This window comes from Cupriavidus taiwanensis (genome assembly GCF_900249755.1).
In the GTDB taxonomy this organism is placed as follows: Bacteria; Pseudomonadota; Gammaproteobacteria; order Burkholderiales; family Burkholderiaceae; genus Cupriavidus; species Cupriavidus taiwanensis_D.
In genome coordinates, this window is sequence record NZ_LT976854.1 from 400,515 (window position 1) to 416,157 (window position 15,643).

Below are 15,643 nucleotides of genomic sequence, written 5' to 3' on the forward strand. Positions count from 1 at the left end.
CCCGGCAGGCTGGAGAGAAGCAATGATCAAGGTATTGGGAATCGACGAGATCGTCTACGGCGCGGATGACTTCGACGCCTGCCGCGGTTTCTTCACCGACTGGGGCCTGGCCATCAAGCGCGACGACGCGCAGGGGCTGGATTTCGAAACGCTGAACGGCTGCCGCGTGCTGGTGCGCCGCATCGACGATCCCGCGCTGCCGCCGGCGATCGAGGCCGGCCCGACGCTGCGCGAAGTGGTGTGGGGCGTCGAATCGCAGGCGTCGCTGGACCAGCTCGCCAAGGCAATCGCCGATGCACCGGGCTTCGTGAAGCAAGGCGAGGGCGATACGCTGCGCGTGGGCTGCACCGATCCGAACGGCCTGGCGGTGCGTTTCCAGGTCACCCGCAAGCACGAGGTGCAGGTCGACTGCGCGCTGATGAACACGTGGAACGACAAGCCTCGCCTGAACCAGCGCAGCCCGATCTACGACCACGCCACCCCGATCGAGGTGGGCCACGTGGTGTTCTTCGTCAAGGACGTCAAGGCCACCGAGCGCTTCTATGTCGAGAAGTTCGGCTTCGTGCCGTCTGACCGCTACCCGGACCGCGGCGCGTTCCTGCGCTGCACGCCTGAGGGCGGCCACCACGACCTGTTCCTGCTGCAGCTGCCGGAACCGAAGAGCGGCCTGAACCACGTTGCCTTCACCGTGCGCGATATCCACGAGGTCTTCGGCGGCGGCATGCATGTGTCGCGCAAGGGCTGGGATACGCAGCTCGGCCCGGGCCGGCACCCGATCTCGTCGGCGTATTTCTGGTACTTCAAGAACCCCGCCGGCGGCCTGATCGAGTACTACGCCGATGAAGACCAGCTCGACGAACACTGGGAGCCGCGCGCCTTCGAGCCCGGCCCGACCATGTTCGCCGAATGGGCGATCGAGGGCGGCATCGACGGTAACACGCGCCGCCAGAAGAACGCGGGCGGCCCGGCAGGCAAGTTCCTGACCGAGAAGCGGTAAGCAGCAGCGCAACAGAAGGAAGCAGCAATGAGTGCCCACCAGTCCCTGACCCTGCGGGTCCACGCCATGCGCTACGAAGCGCGCGGCGTGGTCAGCATCGAACTGCAAGACCCCGAAGGGAAGTCCCTGCCCGAGTACACCCCGGGCGCCCATATCGACCTGCACCTGGGCAACGGCCTGGTGCGCAGCTACTCGCTGTGCGGCGCGCCGGAAGCACGCAACCGCTACACCGTGGGCGTGCTGCTGGACCGCGGCAGCCGCGGCGGCTCGCGCTATGTGCACGAGCAGCTGCGCGTCGGCGCCACGCTGACGGTGGGCGCGCCGCGCAACAACTTCGAGCTGGACGAGAGCGCCGCGCACACCGTACTGGTGGCGGGCGGCATCGGCGTCACGCCGATCGTCTGCATGGCGCGCCGGCTGGCCGAACTGGGCCGCTCGTTCACGCTGATCTACTGCGCGCGCTCGCGCGCCGAGGCCGCGTTCGTCGAACAGCTGTCCGCGTACGGCGACGCGGTGCGCTTCCACTTCGACGACGAAGCGGGCGCGCCGCCGGACCTGAACGCCATGCTGGGCGGACTGGATGCGCAGACGCACTTCTACTGCTGCGGCCCCGGCCCGATGCTCAATGCGTTCGAGGCCGCCTGCGCGGCGCACGCCTACCCCAACGTCCATATCGAGCGCTTCGCCGCCGACCCGTCGACCGAGGCGGTGCAGGAAGGCGAGTATGTGGTGCAGCTGTCGCGCACCGGTTCGCTGGTCAAGGTGCCGTCGGGCAAGTCGCTGCTCGATGCGCTGCTCGATTCCGGCATCGAGGTCGAGTACAGCTGCCGCGAAGGCGTGTGCGGGTCGTGCGAGACCGCCGTGCTGGAAGGCTGCCCCGACCACCGCGACAGCGTGCTCAGCAACAGCGAGCGCGCCAGCAACAAGACCATGATGGTGTGCGTGTCGGGGTGCAAGGGCAGCAAGCTGGTGCTGGATTTGTAAAACTCCCGCAGTGCCATCGCATGCTGGCGGTGTTCCCCTCTCCCCTCATGGGGAGAGGGCAGGGTGAGGGGTGGTTGAGCAAGGCACCACGCCACCAGAACCGCCGGCCCTCACCCCCGGCCCCTCTCCCGCCAGCGGGAGAGGGGAGCAAAGCTCCCGCAAGTCGGGACGCCCCTCAAGACCCAACCCAAACAGTCCCGTGCTAACCCAGAGACAAGACGCAGCGTCCCCCGGCGCACCGTTGGCCGCCACCGCAGGTATCGTCACCACCGCCGACAGCGCCGGCCAGGGCGCCGCCACGGCCACCGCCACTTCCCGCACCGGCCCGCTCACGCGCGGCAATATCGTCGCCCGCATCGAGCGCATGCCCGGCAACGCCATGCATGTGCGCGCCCGGCTGCTGATCGGCCTGGCCACCTTCTTCGACGGCTTCGACGTGATCGCCATCGCCGCCACGCTGCCGCTGCTGATCGCGCAGTGGTCGCTCACGCCGGCGCAGGTCGGCCTGCTGATCGCCGCGCCGTCGGTCGGCCAGCTGGTCGGGGCGCTGCTGTTCCCGGGGCTGGCCGAGCGCTTCGGCCGGCTGCGCTCGATCGGCTGGAGCGCGGGCATCATCGGCCTGATGAGCCTTGCCTGCGGGCTGGCGCCGTCGTTCGAGATCTTCCTGCTGCTGCGCATCGTGCAGGGGCTGGGCCTTGGCGGCGAGCTGCCGGTGGCCGCCACCTATATCAACGAAGTCACGCGCGCGCATGGCCGCGGGCGCTTCGTGCTGCTGTACGAAGTGGTGTTCCCGATCGGCCTGATGGTGTCCAACGGCGTCGGCGCCTGGCTGGTGCCGCACTACGGCTGGGAGGTGATGTACTTCATCGGCGGCGTGCCGCTGGTGCTGTTCTTCATCCTGCGCCGCGTGATTCCGGAATCGCCGCGCTGGCTCGCGGAAAAGGGCCGGCTGGCAGAGGCCGACGCCGCGCTGCGCGCGTTCGAGGCGCGCGCCCGCACGCCACTGCCGCCGCCGGGCGATGCCAGCGCCTACGAACGCATGGGCCACCACCCGCGCCGGCGCGTGCGCGACCTGGTCAGCAAGGCTTATCTCGGCCGCACGCTGGCGGTGTGGATGCTGTGGGCCACTTGCGGCTTTATCCAGTACGGGCTGTCGACGTGGCTGCCCACGGTCTACAAGACCGTCTACCACGCGCCGCTGCAGCTGGCGCTGAACCTCGCCGCCGCGGCGTCGGTGCTGGGCGTGGTGGGGTCGCTGGTCTGCGCCATGATTGTCGACAAGGTCGGGCGCAAGCCGGTGATCAATGTGTCGTTCCTGCTGTGCGCGCTGTCGCTGGTGCTGGCGGGGGTGTTCTACGCCTCCAGCGTCTATGTGGTCGCGACCTTCTGCGCGCTGGCCATGGGCTTCCTCGCCAGCGGCTTCATCACCGCGTACGTCTATACGCCCGAGCTGTACCCGACCAGCGTGCGCGCCATGGGCTGCGGCCTTGGTGGCGCCTGGCTCAAGCTGGCGGCGATCTTCGCGCCGGGGCTGATCGCCAGCACCATCGGCAGCGGCGATTTGAGCTTTGCCTTCTTTGCGCTGTCGGTGGTGCCGGCGCTGGCGGCCGTTACCGTGCATTACCTGGGCATCGAGACCAAGGGGCGGGTGTTGGAGGAGCTGGAGGTCTGAGCGGCCAGCGTGCCCGTGCGATGTTCGTGGCGGCGCACGGGCAACGACGGTTACCCCTTCCTGGACGAGTCAGCGGCGTGCCGCCCCCGATGCCGGCGAAGCGTTGCCGGTGCCGCGTACATGGCTGGCGAGCATGTCAGTGCCGGAGCAGCGGGCATTTCGACTTCGATGCCGGCATGAAGGCCTGCTCGCCGGGCACCGTCGCCACCACCTTGTAGTAGTCCCAGGGGTACCTGGATTCGGACGGGGTCTTCACCTCGAACAGGTACATGTCGTGGATCATGCGGCCGTCCTCGCGGATGCGGCCGTTCTTCGCGAAGAAGTCGTTGATCGGCATCGATTTCATCTGCTTCATCACCGCCGCGGTCTCGTCGGTGCCTGCCGCCTGCACGGCCTTCAGGTAGTGCATCACCGACGAATACGCGCCGCCCTGGCTCATGTTGGGCATCTTCTTCAGCTTTTCGAAATAGCGCCGCGACCACGCGCGGGTGGCCTCGTTCATGTCCCAGTAGAAGCCCTCGGTCAGCAGGAGGCCGGACGAGGTCTTCAGCCCGATGGCATGGATGTCGTTGACGTACAGCAGCAGGCCCGCCATGCGCTGCGTGTGGTTGCGCGTGAGGCCGAACTCCGAGGCCGCCTTGATCGCGTTAATGGTGTCGCCGCCGGCGTTGGCCAGTCCGACGATCTGTGCCTTGCTGGCCTGCGCCTGCAGCAGGTACGAGGCAAAGTCGCTGGCGCCGATCGGGTGGCGCGCGGCACCCAGCACCTTGCCGCCGCTTTCGTTGATGACCGCCGTAGCAGAGTCCTGCAGCGTATGGCCGAAGGCGTAGTCCGCGGTCAGGAAGAACCAGCTCTTGCCGCCACGCTGCACCGTGGCGCGCGCGGTGGTATTGGCGAGCGCGTAGGTGTCATAGGCGTAGTGCACCGACACCGGCGTGCACAGGTCGTTGGTAATGCGCTCGGTGCCCGGCCCCGAGAACACCACGATGCGGTTCTTCTGCTTCGCCACCTCCAGCACCGCCAGCGCCGGCGCCGACGCGGCCACGTCGAGGATGGCGTCGACATTGCCGGTGTCGTACCATTCGCGCGCCTTGCTGGCGGCGATATCGGCCTTGTTCTGGTGATCGACCACCACCAGCTCGATCTTCTTGCCCAGCACCTTGCCGCCGAAATCGTCGATGGCCATCTGCGCCGCGGTGGCGCTGCCGCGGCCGGTGACGTCGGCATACAGGCCGCTCATGTCGAGCAGCATGCCGAGCTTGACCACGTCGTCGGAAATCGCGGTCCTTGGCTGCGCGTGCGCGGCGCCGCAGGACAGCGCCGCGGCAAGCGCGAGGGCGCCGGCGCCCCGGCGCCGGATCGAATGGCTAAGCCTCATGGTGTCTCCTCCGGGTTGATTTTTGTTTCTGGCCCCGGCCATGGCGTGGCGATCAGCTTCGCCAGCGGGCTTGCGCGGGTCCGGTAGCAGACGTTATAGGCGATATGGACGTTGCCGTCATGCCGGGCGTGGAGAAGTCTTGCGGCATGTCACAAGCGCCGGCGGGTAGCCGGGGCCAGCCGCGCAAGCAGGACCCGCCGGGTCCCTGGTCCTTGTCGTCGGGGCGAAGCGGGTCGGCGCGGTCTGGTTTTCTTTATGCCTGGGCGCGCAACAGCTTGCGCAGCCCCTGGTACACGGCTTCGCGCTCCTGCGGCGACAGCTGCCGGATCACCTCGGCCTGTCCGCGCCGCGCCAGCGGCATCACCTGGTCGTGCAGCGCAATGCCGGCTTCGGTGATGGCGCACAGCAGCTTCTTGCGCGGCGTATTGCCGGCGGAGGTCAGCTGCACCAGTCCGCGGTCCTCCAGCAGCCGCAGCGTGCGGCTGACCAGCGCCTTGTCGGAAGTCGACTGCGTTACCAGCTCGGCAAACGGCAACGCGCGCGCGTGCGCCAGCAGCGCCAGGATGCGCCATTCGGGCACGGTCAGGCCGAACTGTTCCGCATAGGGCTTGGTGACGGTGCTGCGCAGCGCCGTCACCAACTGGCTCAGCATCGTGGTCAGGAAGTTGTCGACGGTCAGGCCGCTGCCGTCCTCGTCGAGGTCGGTCCAGGGGCTGGGGTCGTTGGCGGGGGCAGTGGCGGGCGCGGGCTTGCTGTTGACGGGCGCGGCATCACGGGACATGCGTTCCTCTTGGTCTGGTCTGCCGGCCAGGATGCGTGGCCGGGGGGCGGGCAAATTGTCTCACAGGCGCTTGCCATTGCCGCCACCGTGCCTCGGTCCGGTTAAGCGCGGATTCATCCATACAAAACAATTCTCGTCAATCCGTGTTTGTCGTAAGTTGAGTTGTCAACTTTCGCAACCTACGATGGTTGTGTTCCTTTTGTGAACTTGCGTTTCACCAATAAAACAACCATAGAGAGTTGTAACCCAAGACAACCCTGTTTTCGCGATGTGCACAACCGCCACTCCAGCGTCGCGAATGCGCCCCCACAGGAGCTGTAGATGAGACAACAACGTCCCCGACGCGCCGCTGCCGGCGCTGCCGCCGCCCTGGCGGCGTTCGCACTGGTCGCCGGCGGCAGCGCGCTGGCCGCCCCCGCGTATCCGGCCAAGACCGTGACCATGGTGGTGGCCTACCCGCCAGGCGGCGATACCGACGCCATGGCCCGCCTCTATGCCGACAAGCTGTCGGCGCGCCTGAAGCAGCCGGTGATTGTCGAGAACCGTCCCGGCGCCGGTGGCGTGGTCGGCGCGGCCTTTGTCGGCCGTGCGCCGGCGGACGGCTACACGCTGCTGTACACGCCGAACCCGTTCACGCTGGCGCCGATGGTGCTGAAGCTGGCGCCGTCGGCCAGCTATGACCCGCTGCACGGCTTTACTCCGGTGATCCAGACCGCGGTGCAGGCGGTGCTGCTGGTCGCCAACCCGCAGGCGGGCGTGAAGACCGTGGGCGAGATGGTGGCCGCGGCCAGGGGCGGCAAGACGCTGACCTACGGTAGCCCGGGCGCTGGCTCGCCGATGCATATCGCCGGCGAGATGCTGAACCGCGCCGCCGGCGTGAAGATCCAGCATGTGCCGTACAAGGGCGTGGCCCCTGCGGTCAACGATGTGGTGGCGGGGCACGTGCAGTTTGCCTACGTCACGCTGGGCCCGGTGGCGCAGTACATCAACACCGGCCGGTTGATCCCGCTGGCGATCACGGACGCAAAGCGCTCGCCGCTGCTGCCCAACGTGCCGACGCTGGCCGAGCTGGGCTACAAGGACGTGGTGGTCGGCGCATGGCACGGCGTGATGGCGCCGAAAGGCACGCCGCCCGAGGTGGTCAAGACGCTGAACCAGCAGCTCAACGAGGTGCTGCGCCTGCCCGAAGTGGCCGAGAAGATGGCGACCTTCGGCGCGACCCCGGTGGGCGGCGCGCCGGCCGCGCTGGAAAAGGTCAACGCGTCCGACTACGAGCGCCTGGGCAAGGTGATCCGCGACCTGGCGATCACCGCGGAATGACGCAGGGCAGCGCATCGCATTCATGCAAACAGACAAGCAGGAGGCCGGCATGAGCAAGGCCATCGTGGGAAGCTCCACGCCGCAGGTGACCGCGCGGGAAAAGGTCATGGGCCGCGCGCAGTATGCCGGCGACATCAAGCTGCCCGGCATGCTGCACGCCAGGGTGCTGCGCAGCCCGCACCCGCACGCGCGCATCGTGCGCATCGACACTACGGCCGCCAGGGCGCTGCCCGGCGTGAAGCTGGTGGTGACCGGGCACGACGTGCCCGCCCGCCACTGGGGCCCGCACCGCAAGGAGCAGCGCATCCTGGCCTGCGGCGTGGTACGCCACGTGGGCGAGGAAGTGGCCGCGGTGGTGGCGCTCAGCGAGGACATCGCGCGCGATGCGCTGGACCTGATCCGCGTCGAGTACGAGGTGCTGCCCGCGCTGCTGACGCCGGCCGCGGCGCTGGCCGCGGGCGCGCCAGAGATCCACGCCGGCACGCGCAATATCGGCCATGAAATGCGCATCGAGCGCGGCGACGTCGATGCCGCCTTCGCGGCCTGCGCCGCGGTGTACGAAGCCACTTACGACATGCCTTCGCAGTACCCGGGCTACCTCGAGCCGATGGCCTCGGTCGCGGCGCAGGACGGCAACGGGCGGCTCACGCTGTGGGCGTCAACGCAGTCTGTGTTCCTGGCGCGCGCGCGGCTGGCCGAGGCGCTGGACCGGCCGGTCTCGACCATCCGCGTGGTGCAGGCCACCACCGGCGGCGGCTTCGGCGCCAAGATCGTCGAGGAGAACAACAGCCTGATCTGCGCCTTCCTGGCAAGCCGGCTGGAACGCCCGGTGCGGCTGGTCAACAACCGGCTGGAGGATTTCCAGGGCGCGCGCGCCAGCGTGCCGATGCAGGTCTGGCTGCGCCTGGGCCTGTCCGCCGACGGCGTGATCCTGGCCAAGGACGTGCGCATCACGGCCGAGTGCGGCGCGTACTCCGGTCTTGCCGGCGATGTGATGCACGTCACCGCCATGCGCAGCGACAACATGCATCGCGTGCAAAACGTGCGCACGCACGCGGTGATGGCCTATACCAACAACCCGCCGCGCGGCGCGTTCCGCGGCTTTGGCGGGCAGCAGATGCAGTTTCCGCTGAACTGCCACCTGACGGTGCTGGCCGGCATGCTCGGCATCGACCCGGTCGAAGTGCACAAGCGCAATGCCATCGGCGCCGGCGAGACCAGCGTGCACGGCTGGAAGATCAGCAGCACCGGCATGGCCGAATGCCTGGACATGACGCGCCGGGCCATCGGCTGGGACGAAAAACGCGCGGCGCCGCGCGGCACCGGCACGCGCCGGCGCGGCGTCGGCATTGCCGCGGCGATGCATGTCAGCGGCAACCGCACGCTGGGCAACTGGGACGGCTCCACCATCCTGCTCAAGATGAACGAGGACGGCCGCGTGATGCTGCAGACCAGCGAGTGCGACATGGGGCAGGGCGCCAACACCATGCTCAGCCAGATCTGCGCGCAGGAGCTGGGCATTCCGTTGTCGCACGTCACCGTGATGGCGCCGGATACCGATACCGCGCCGTTCTGCCTGGGCTCGCTGGCGTCGCGCGTGACCATTATCTCGGGCAACGCGGTGCTGCGCGCGGCGCGCGAGGCGCGGCAGAAAGTGCTGGCGCTGGCGGCGGAAAAGCTCGGCGTCGACGCGCAGCAGCTGGTGATCGCCGATGGCCGCGTCGCCGTGCCGGGCCAGCCGGACAAGTCGGCCACGCTGGCCGAGATCGCGCGCCTGCATATCTTCCGCCACGGCGGCGAGGGCATCCACGTGCGCGCCAGCTACGACGCGCCCACGGTGATGCACGATGCCGACTACTACGGCAACGTCGCGCCCGCGCATTCGTTCGCGGCGCAGGCGGTGGAAGTGGAGGTCGACACCTGCACCGGCCAGGTCACCGTGATCGACAGCTTTGTCGCCGATGACTGCGGCAAGGCCATCAACCCGCTCGCGGTGCATGGCCAGACCCACGGCGCCACCGTGCAGGCGATCGGCTGGACCCTGTACGAGCAACTGCACTACGAGGACGGCCGCCTGATGAACGGCAATTTCGCCGACTACACCATGCCCACCGCCGACGCCGTGCCGATGCTGCGCACCGACGTGGTGGAATCGAATGACCCCAACGGCCCCTACGGCGCCAAGGGCGCCAGCGAGACCGCGATCCTGCCGGGCGCGGCGGCGATCGCCAATGCCGTGTTCGACGCCGTCGGCGTGCGCATCCAGTCGCTGCCGATCACGCCGGAGAAGGTGCTCGCGGGCCTGCGCGCGCTCAACGAAAAGGAGGCCGCCCGTGCGTGACTTTGCCTTGCTGGAGCCGGCCACCGTGGCCGAGGCCAGCCACATGCTGGCCGACCTGGGCGACAGCTGCCGCGTCTTTGCCGGCGGCACCGCGCTGATGCTGGGCATGCGCCAGCGCATGCTGGCGCCGGCCCACCTGGTCTCGCTGGGCCGGCTCGACGCGCTGCGCGGCATCAGCTTCGATGCGCGCGACGGCCTGCGCATCGGCGCGCTGACCTTGCATGCCGAGCTCGCGCGCTCGCCGCTGGTGCGGGCGCACTACCCGATGCTGGCCAGCATGGCCGCGCGCGTCGCCAATCCGCAAGTGCGCAACCAGGGCACCCTCGGCGGCAACCTCTGCTATGCCGACCCGGCCACCGATCCGCCCGGCTGCCTGATGGCGTTGGGCGCTCAGGTAGTGGTCAGCGGCCGCGGCGGCGAGCGCGTGATTGATATCGAGGACTTCCTGGTCGACTACTACGTCACTGCACTGGCGCCGGATGAAATCGTCACGCAGATCCGCGTGCCCGCGCCGGGGGCCGGGGCCGATGGCCACTACGCGCGCTTCCTGCGCACCGCGGCGGAACACCGGCCGCTGGCCAGCGTTGCGCTGGCGGTGCGGCGCGAGGGCGCGTTCTGCATCGAGGCCCGCCTGGCGGTGGGCGCGTCCACGCCGGTGCCATGCCGGCTGCGGCGTGCCGAGGCGCTGCTGGCGGGCCAGGCGGTGACGCCGGAACTGGCCGCGCAGGCCGCGGCCATCGTCGCCGCGGACATCAATGCGGTGTCGGACGCGCGCGGGTCCGAGGCCTACCGCCGCGAGATGGTGCGCGTGGTCGCGCGCCGCACCATTGCCGCATTGTTCGGCGTGGCATCGGAGTAAGGAGCCTACCCATGAACCAAGTCAGCATCGAACTCACCGTCAACGGTGAAGAACACCAGGTGCAGGTGCCGGCGCGGCGCCTGCTTTCCGACCTGCTGCGCGACGACCTGAACCTGACCGGCACCAAGCGCGGCTGCGAGACTGGCATCTGCGGCGCCTGCTCCGTGCTGGTCGACGGCGAGGTGGTCAAGTCGTGCCTGATGCTTGCCGTGCAGGCGCGCGGGCGCCACGTGATGACTGTCGAGGGGCTGGCCGCCGATGGCCAGCTGCATCCGCTGCAGCAGAGTTTCATGGACCACGGCGGACTGCAGTGCGGCTATTGCACCCCCGGCTTCCTGATGGCCGCGTGCGCGCTGCTTGCCCACAATCCCAACCCGACCGAGGAAGAAGTCCGCCATGGCCTGAACGGCAACCTGTGCCGCTGCACCGGCTATGTCGGCATCGTCGAATCGGTCCTGTCCGCCGCGGAGAAAATGCGTGGAAATTGAAAAGACCCTGGTCACCGCGGCGCCGCCGGCGCGCGTGTGGGAACTGCTGCTCGACCCCAACGTGATGGGCGCGTGCGTGCCCGGCATGGCATCGATCGAAGTGCTCAGCGAGGTCGAGTACATCGCGCACATGGCGGTCAAGATTGCCTTCATCAACGCGCGCTTCCGGCTGCATACGAAGATCGTCGAGACCCGCGCGCCCCATTACCTGCGCACCGAGGGCACCGGCGAGGACGCTTCGGTGGCAAGCTCGCTGCGGCAGTCGAGCGAGCTGTTCCTGACGCCGCTGGACGATGGCGGCACGCAGCTGCGCATCAAGGTGCAGTTGGATGTGCTGGGCCGGCTGGGCACCTTCGGCCTGAGCGTGATGAAGACCAAGGCCGACCGCATGTGGGACGAGTTCGGCGCCAACCTGCTGGCGCGGCTGGAGCCGCAGGGCGGGCAGCACGCACCGCCCGCCCCCGCGCCGGCGCGGAACCCGGCCGCGGTGACGCCGGCGGCCGCCGCGACGCCGCCGGCAGCGAACGGCCATGCGGTGCTGCCGGCGCAGTCCGTGCCGGCGCCGGCGCCCGCCGGACTGCTGGCGCGGCTGTTCGGGCGCAGCGAGGCCGCGCGCGGTCCGCTTGCCGAAATCTGCATCGAGCTGCGCCGCCACGACGAGACCATCGTGGTGCGCTGGCCCGCGGCGCACGGCGAGCAGTGCGCGGCGTGGCTGCGCGACTACCTGCGCCCGCGCGCCTAGCGGCCTGCTCGGCGGGGACGGTCCGCAATACGGGTACCCTATCGGGTGCGGGCGTGATATATGAGAGCGTTGCGCCAAGACCGAATATTGCAGAGACAGACCATGATGACCGATTCGCCGCAGGAAGAGACGCAGGAAGGCGGGCAGGAGGGGGCGCCGGAGGGTGCGCAGGACAAGTACATCGTGCCGGGGCTGGAGCGCGGCCTGCGCCTGCTGGGCGAATTCAGCAGCCGCGAGCGCACGCTGTCGGCCGCGGAGCTGGCACGCCGCCTCAAGGTGCCGCGTTCGACCGTGTTCCGCTTGCTGGCCACGCTGGAAATGATGGGCTTCGTCGAGCGCACCGACGGCGGGCGCGAGTTCCGGCTGGGCATGGCGGTGCTGCGCCTGGGCTTTGACTACCTGGCGTCGCTGGAACTGACCGAACTGGGCCGCCCGCTGCTCGACCGGCTGCGCGACGAGATCCACTACCCGTGCAACCTGGTGGTGCGCGACGGGCGCTCCATTGTCTATGTGGCCAAGTCGGTGGCATCGCGCCCGTTTGCCAGCACCGTCAACGTCGGCACCCGGTTGCCCGCGCATGCCACGGTGCTGGGGCGCGTGCTGCTGGAAGACCTGTCGCTGGCCGAGCTGCGCGCGCTCTATCCGGAAGAGCGGCTCGAGGTCTATTCCGAAAGCACGCCGCGCACGGTCGAAGAGCTGTACGAGATGGTCCAGCGCGACCGCCAGCGCGGCTATGTGCTGCACGAAGGCTTCTTCGAGGCCAGCATCTCGACCATCGCGGCGCCGGTGCGCGACCGCAGCGGCAAGGTGACGGCGGCGCTGGGCGCCACCATCCCGGCCGCGCGCATCGACCCGGACCAGCTCGACCACATGGTGGAACAGGTGCGGCGGGCCGCGGCGGAGCTGTCGCGGTTGCTTGATTACCGGCCGGAGGTGCCCAGGCCGTTCGCCTGACGGCAAGGTGCCGACGGCCACCACGGGAAAGCACGATGCAGCAAAGCAAGCAACAAAAGAGGGCGCCGCGGCGGCGCCAATGGCTGGCCGGTACGGCGCTGGCGGTGGCGCTGGCGGCATGCCTGCCCTGGCAGGGAGCGCAGGCCGCTTGTGCCAATGTGCGCATCGTGGTGCCGTTTCCGGCGGGCGGTCCGGCGGACCAGCTCGCGCGCACGCTGGCCCACGGGCTGCAGCAGCGGCGCGGCACACCCTTCGTGGTCGACAACAAGCCCGGCGCCAACGGCAATATCGGCATCGACGCGGTGCGGCGCGCGCCGGGCGATGGCTGCACCTTGCTGGTGACCCCCGCCGGCAACCTGACCATCAACCCGACGCTGATGCCGGCGCTGGCCTACAGCGTCGAGCGCGATTTCCGGCCGGTGTCGCTGCTGGCGGGATCGCCCAACGTGCTGGCGGTGCACCCGTCGGTGCCGGCGCATTCGGTGCAGGACTTGATCAGGCTGGCCCGGCAGGCCGACAAGTCGGGCAAGCCGCTGGGCTACGCCAGCCCCGGCGTCGGCAGCGGCCTGCACCTGGCCGGCGAGCTGTTCCGCCACCAGGCCGGCATCGCGCTGCTGCACGTGCCGTACAAGGGCACCACGCAGGCGCTCAACGACGTGGTGGGCGGGCAGGTGCCGGTGCTGTTCGGCACCTGGCCGACGCTGGCGCCGTTCATCCAGTCCGGCGCGCTGCGCGCGCTGGCGGTGACGCAGCCGAAGCGTTCGCCGGCCGCGCCCAACGTGCCGTCGCTGGCCGAGCAGGGCGTGCCCGGCATCGACGTCAGTTCCTGGTACGCGCTGCTGGTGCCGAAGGCCACGCCGCAGCCCGCGGCCGATGCGCTCGGCGCCGACGTGCGCGCGCTGCTGGCCACGCCCGCGCTGCGCGCCGAGCTGCAGCGCCAGGGCATGGAGCCGGTGGGCAGCACGGCCCAGGCGCTCGACCAGCGCATCCGCGAGGAAACCGCCACGTGGGCAAAGCTGATCCGGCAGTACGGCATCACCGCGGAGTAGCGCCGCCGCGGTAACCCATCAGCTGCGACAGGTCGTGCGCGGCCTGCCGGACTTCCTTCGCCACGCGCTCGCGCAGTGCGCCGTCGGCGTCGAAGCGCTGCTGCGGCCCGGCCACGCTGATGGCGGCGATCACCGCGCCGTCGGCGCCGCGCACCGGTGCGGCGCACGCATCGATGCCAGGCTCGTAGGCCGAAAAACTCCACGCGCAGCCGCGCTCGCGGTCGGCGGCGAGGATCTCGGCCAGCCGAGCGTGGGTGGCCGGGCTCTGGCCGGTCGCGGTCGGCAGCGGGTCGGGCCCCAGCAATTCGCGCAGCGTCTCGGGCGGCAGCTCGGCGATCAGCATCCGGCCCGGCGTGGTCAGGTGCGCGGCAATGCGGCTGCCCACCTGGATATTGCTGACCAGCGCCGCCGCCGGCATCTGCCGCAGCAGGTAGAGCGCATCGCCGCCATCGCGCACCGCCAGGTAGGCCGATAGCTGCAGCGACCCGCTGAGCCGCGCCAGCACGCGCGCGGCAAAGCTGGTCAGGTCGTTGGAGGCCAGCACGCGCGAGGCCAGCTTCAGGAAGTTGAAGCCCACCTGGTGCCCGCCCTGCGGCAGCCGCTCGACCATGCCTTCGTGCTCGAGCGTATCGAGCAGCCGCATCACGGTGACCCGGTTCACGTCGATGCGGCGGCCGACCTCGCTCAGGTTGGCGGTGGCGCCGCCTTCGGCGATAAAGCGCAGCAGGCGCAGGCCGCGGATCACCGGCGAGACCAGCTGGGCCTCGCGGGCGTCTTCCGGTGCTGCGCCGTCGTCGAGGTCAGGTTCGGTCGGCAGGCGGGACTTGGGCATGTTGGCGTTGACTATCCATGGAAAACGGCCGCGCAGGCGGCCGTGAGGAGCGAAACGCGGGCCGGCGGCTTCAGCCGAGGGCGACGTTCCAGGCGTCGTAATCGTACACCCAGTCGGCATTGCCGCCTTCCTTGAGCCAGGCATTGCTGCGCGAGCCGATCTGGATGCGGCTCGCGCGCGCATGGCGCGCGGCCTGGTAGCGCGCCAGCGCGGCGGGGACGTCGGCGGCGCCGGCGGCTGCAGCCTCGGCCAGGCAGCGCGCCAGCACCACGCCGTCCTCGATCGCCATGCCCGCGCCCTGCGCCATGAACGGCATCATCGGATGGCAGGCGTCGCCCATCAGCGTGACCGGGCCCGCCGACCACGCCGGCAGCGGATCGCGCACGTACAGCGCGGAGATCAGCACGTCGTCGCAGGCATCGAGCAGCGCGCGCGCCTCGGGGTGGAAGCCGGCATAGGCGCTGCGCAGGTCTTCCACGCGGCCCGGCGTGGTCCACGATTCATGGCGCCAGGCTTCCTGCGCGACGGTGGCGAAGATAAAGATGTCGCGGCCGCGGTTGAGCGGGAAGGTGACGATCTGCGTGGCCGCGTCCGGGCCCCACCATTTGGTGAAGGCGCCCAGGTTGGGCACGCCGGCGAGGCGCCCGGCCGGAACCACGGCGCGATACGCGACCACGCCGGTGAAGATGGGGCTTTCCTGGCCGAACAGCGCGGTGCGCACGGTGGAATGGATGCCGTCGGCGCCCACCAGCACGTCGACCTGCTCCTGCGCGCCATTGGCAAAGCGCAGCGTCGCGCCATCGGCACGGGCCTCGATCGCCACGGCCTTGTGGCCGAGCCGCACGCGGGCGGCCGGCACGGCGGCTTCCAGCGCGGTCATCAGGTCGGCGCGGTGCATGGTCAGTTGCGGCGCGCCGTAGCGCTGCTCGGCGTCTTCCTGCATCGGCAGCCGGGAGGTCTCGGCGCCGGTATCCCACATGCGGCTGATGCGGTGGCTGGGACGCGCGGCGGTTTCACGCAGGGCGTCGCCAATGCCCAGCCCGTCGAGGGCGCGCACGGCGTTGGGCGTCAGGTTGATGTCGGCGCCTACGCGGGCAAAGCGGGGGGCTTGTTCGTAGACGATGGGGTCGAGGCCTAGTTTGCGTAGGGCGATGGCGGCGGCCAGGCCGCCGATACCGGCGCCGTTGATTCCGATTCTGAGGGGCATTTTTTCCGACTGGCAGGTTTGGTGTGTTCAAAAATGAAC

14 protein-coding genes are annotated in these 15,643 nt (G+C 69.6%); 10 read left to right on the forward strand and 4 right to left on the reverse strand.

The features are described 5' to 3' along the window. The first annotated feature begins 22 nt into the window (after positions 1-22). From CBM2594_RS17630 to CBM2594_RS17640, 3 genes are all read left to right on the forward strand, one after another. The gene (locus CBM2594_RS17630; protein ID WP_116358118.1) at positions 23-997 is read left to right on the forward strand and encodes a VOC family protein; all 975 of its coding nucleotides are present in this window, start codon (positions 23-25) and stop codon (positions 995-997) included. Positions 998-1,024: 27 nt separating this feature from the next. After that, entirely contained in the window at positions 1,025-1,981 is a 957-nt protein-coding gene (locus CBM2594_RS17635) for a PDR/VanB family oxidoreductase (RefSeq protein ID WP_116358119.1), read from the forward strand. Positions 1,982-2,222: 241 nt separating this feature from the next. Continuing rightward, entirely contained in the window at positions 2,223-3,653 is a 1,431-nt protein-coding gene (locus tag CBM2594_RS17640; RefSeq protein ID WP_198048168.1) for an MFS transporter, read from the forward strand. A gap of 136 nt (positions 3,654-3,789) precedes the next feature. Here CBM2594_RS17640 and CBM2594_RS17645 read toward each other — a convergent pair whose 3' ends face one another. After that, on the reverse strand, positions 3,790-5,031 hold the full coding sequence (locus CBM2594_RS17645) for an ABC transporter substrate-binding protein (protein ID WP_116358120.1): 1,242 nt from the start codon (positions 5,029-5,031) through the stop codon (positions 3,790-3,792). Positions 5,032-5,284: 253 nt separating this feature from the next. Then, the gene (locus tag CBM2594_RS17650; RefSeq protein WP_116358121.1) at positions 5,285-5,812 is read right to left on the reverse strand and encodes a MarR family winged helix-turn-helix transcriptional regulator; all 528 of its coding nucleotides are present in this window, start codon (positions 5,810-5,812) and stop codon (positions 5,285-5,287) included. Between the two features lie 321 nt (positions 5,813-6,133). Here CBM2594_RS17650 and CBM2594_RS17655 point away from each other — a divergent pair, with 321 nt between their 5' ends. The 7 genes from CBM2594_RS17655 (at position 6,134) to CBM2594_RS17685 (ending at position 13,565) form a co-directional block, all read left to right on the forward strand. Continuing rightward, the gene (locus CBM2594_RS17655; RefSeq protein ID WP_116358122.1) at positions 6,134-7,132 is read left to right on the forward strand and encodes a Bug family tripartite tricarboxylate transporter substrate binding protein; all 999 of its coding nucleotides are present in this window, start codon (positions 6,134-6,136) and stop codon (positions 7,130-7,132) included. A gap of 49 nt (positions 7,133-7,181) precedes the next feature. Next, entirely contained in the window at positions 7,182-9,473 is a 2,292-nt protein-coding gene (locus CBM2594_RS17660; RefSeq protein WP_116358123.1) for a xanthine dehydrogenase family protein molybdopterin-binding subunit, read from the forward strand. Next, positions 9,466-10,332, forward strand: a complete 867-nt coding sequence (locus tag CBM2594_RS17665) for an FAD binding domain-containing protein (RefSeq protein ID WP_116358124.1) — start codon at positions 9,466-9,468, stop codon at positions 10,330-10,332. The genes CBM2594_RS17660 and CBM2594_RS17665 overlap by 8 nt, the downstream gene beginning before the upstream one ends. Before the next feature lie 11 nt (positions 10,333-10,343). After that, complete coding sequence (locus CBM2594_RS17670) at positions 10,344-10,820, forward strand: (2Fe-2S)-binding protein (RefSeq protein WP_116358125.1); 477 nt, start codon at positions 10,344-10,346, stop codon at positions 10,818-10,820. Next, the gene (locus tag CBM2594_RS17675; RefSeq protein WP_116358126.1) at positions 10,810-11,562 is read left to right on the forward strand and encodes a CoxG family protein; all 753 of its coding nucleotides are present in this window, start codon (positions 10,810-10,812) and stop codon (positions 11,560-11,562) included. Before CBM2594_RS17670 ends, CBM2594_RS17675 begins: the two co-directional genes overlap by 11 nt. Positions 11,563-11,664: 102 nt before the next feature. After that, positions 11,665-12,516, forward strand: coding sequence for an IclR family transcriptional regulator (locus tag CBM2594_RS17680; RefSeq protein ID WP_116358127.1), 852 nt, complete (start codon positions 11,665-11,667; stop codon positions 12,514-12,516). A gap of 35 nt (positions 12,517-12,551) precedes the next feature. Beyond that, on the forward strand, positions 12,552-13,565 hold the full coding sequence (locus CBM2594_RS17685) for a tripartite tricarboxylate transporter substrate binding protein (protein ID WP_116358128.1): 1,014 nt from the start codon (positions 12,552-12,554) through the stop codon (positions 13,563-13,565). On the opposite strand, the gene CBM2594_RS17690 is transcribed toward CBM2594_RS17685, so the two are convergent. Together CBM2594_RS17690 and CBM2594_RS17695 are read right to left on the reverse strand one after the other, a co-directional pair. Continuing rightward, on the reverse strand, positions 13,552-14,397 hold the full coding sequence (locus CBM2594_RS17690) for an IclR family transcriptional regulator (RefSeq protein WP_116358129.1): 846 nt from the start codon (positions 14,395-14,397) through the stop codon (positions 13,552-13,554). The genes CBM2594_RS17685 and CBM2594_RS17690 overlap by 14 nt on opposite strands. A 70-nt stretch (positions 14,398-14,467) precedes the next feature. Further along, positions 14,468-15,604: an FAD-dependent monooxygenase gene (locus CBM2594_RS17695; RefSeq protein ID WP_116358130.1), complete on the reverse strand. Its 1,137-nt coding sequence runs from the start codon at positions 15,602-15,604 to the stop codon at positions 14,468-14,470. Between the last annotated feature and the right edge of the window lie 39 nt (positions 15,605-15,643).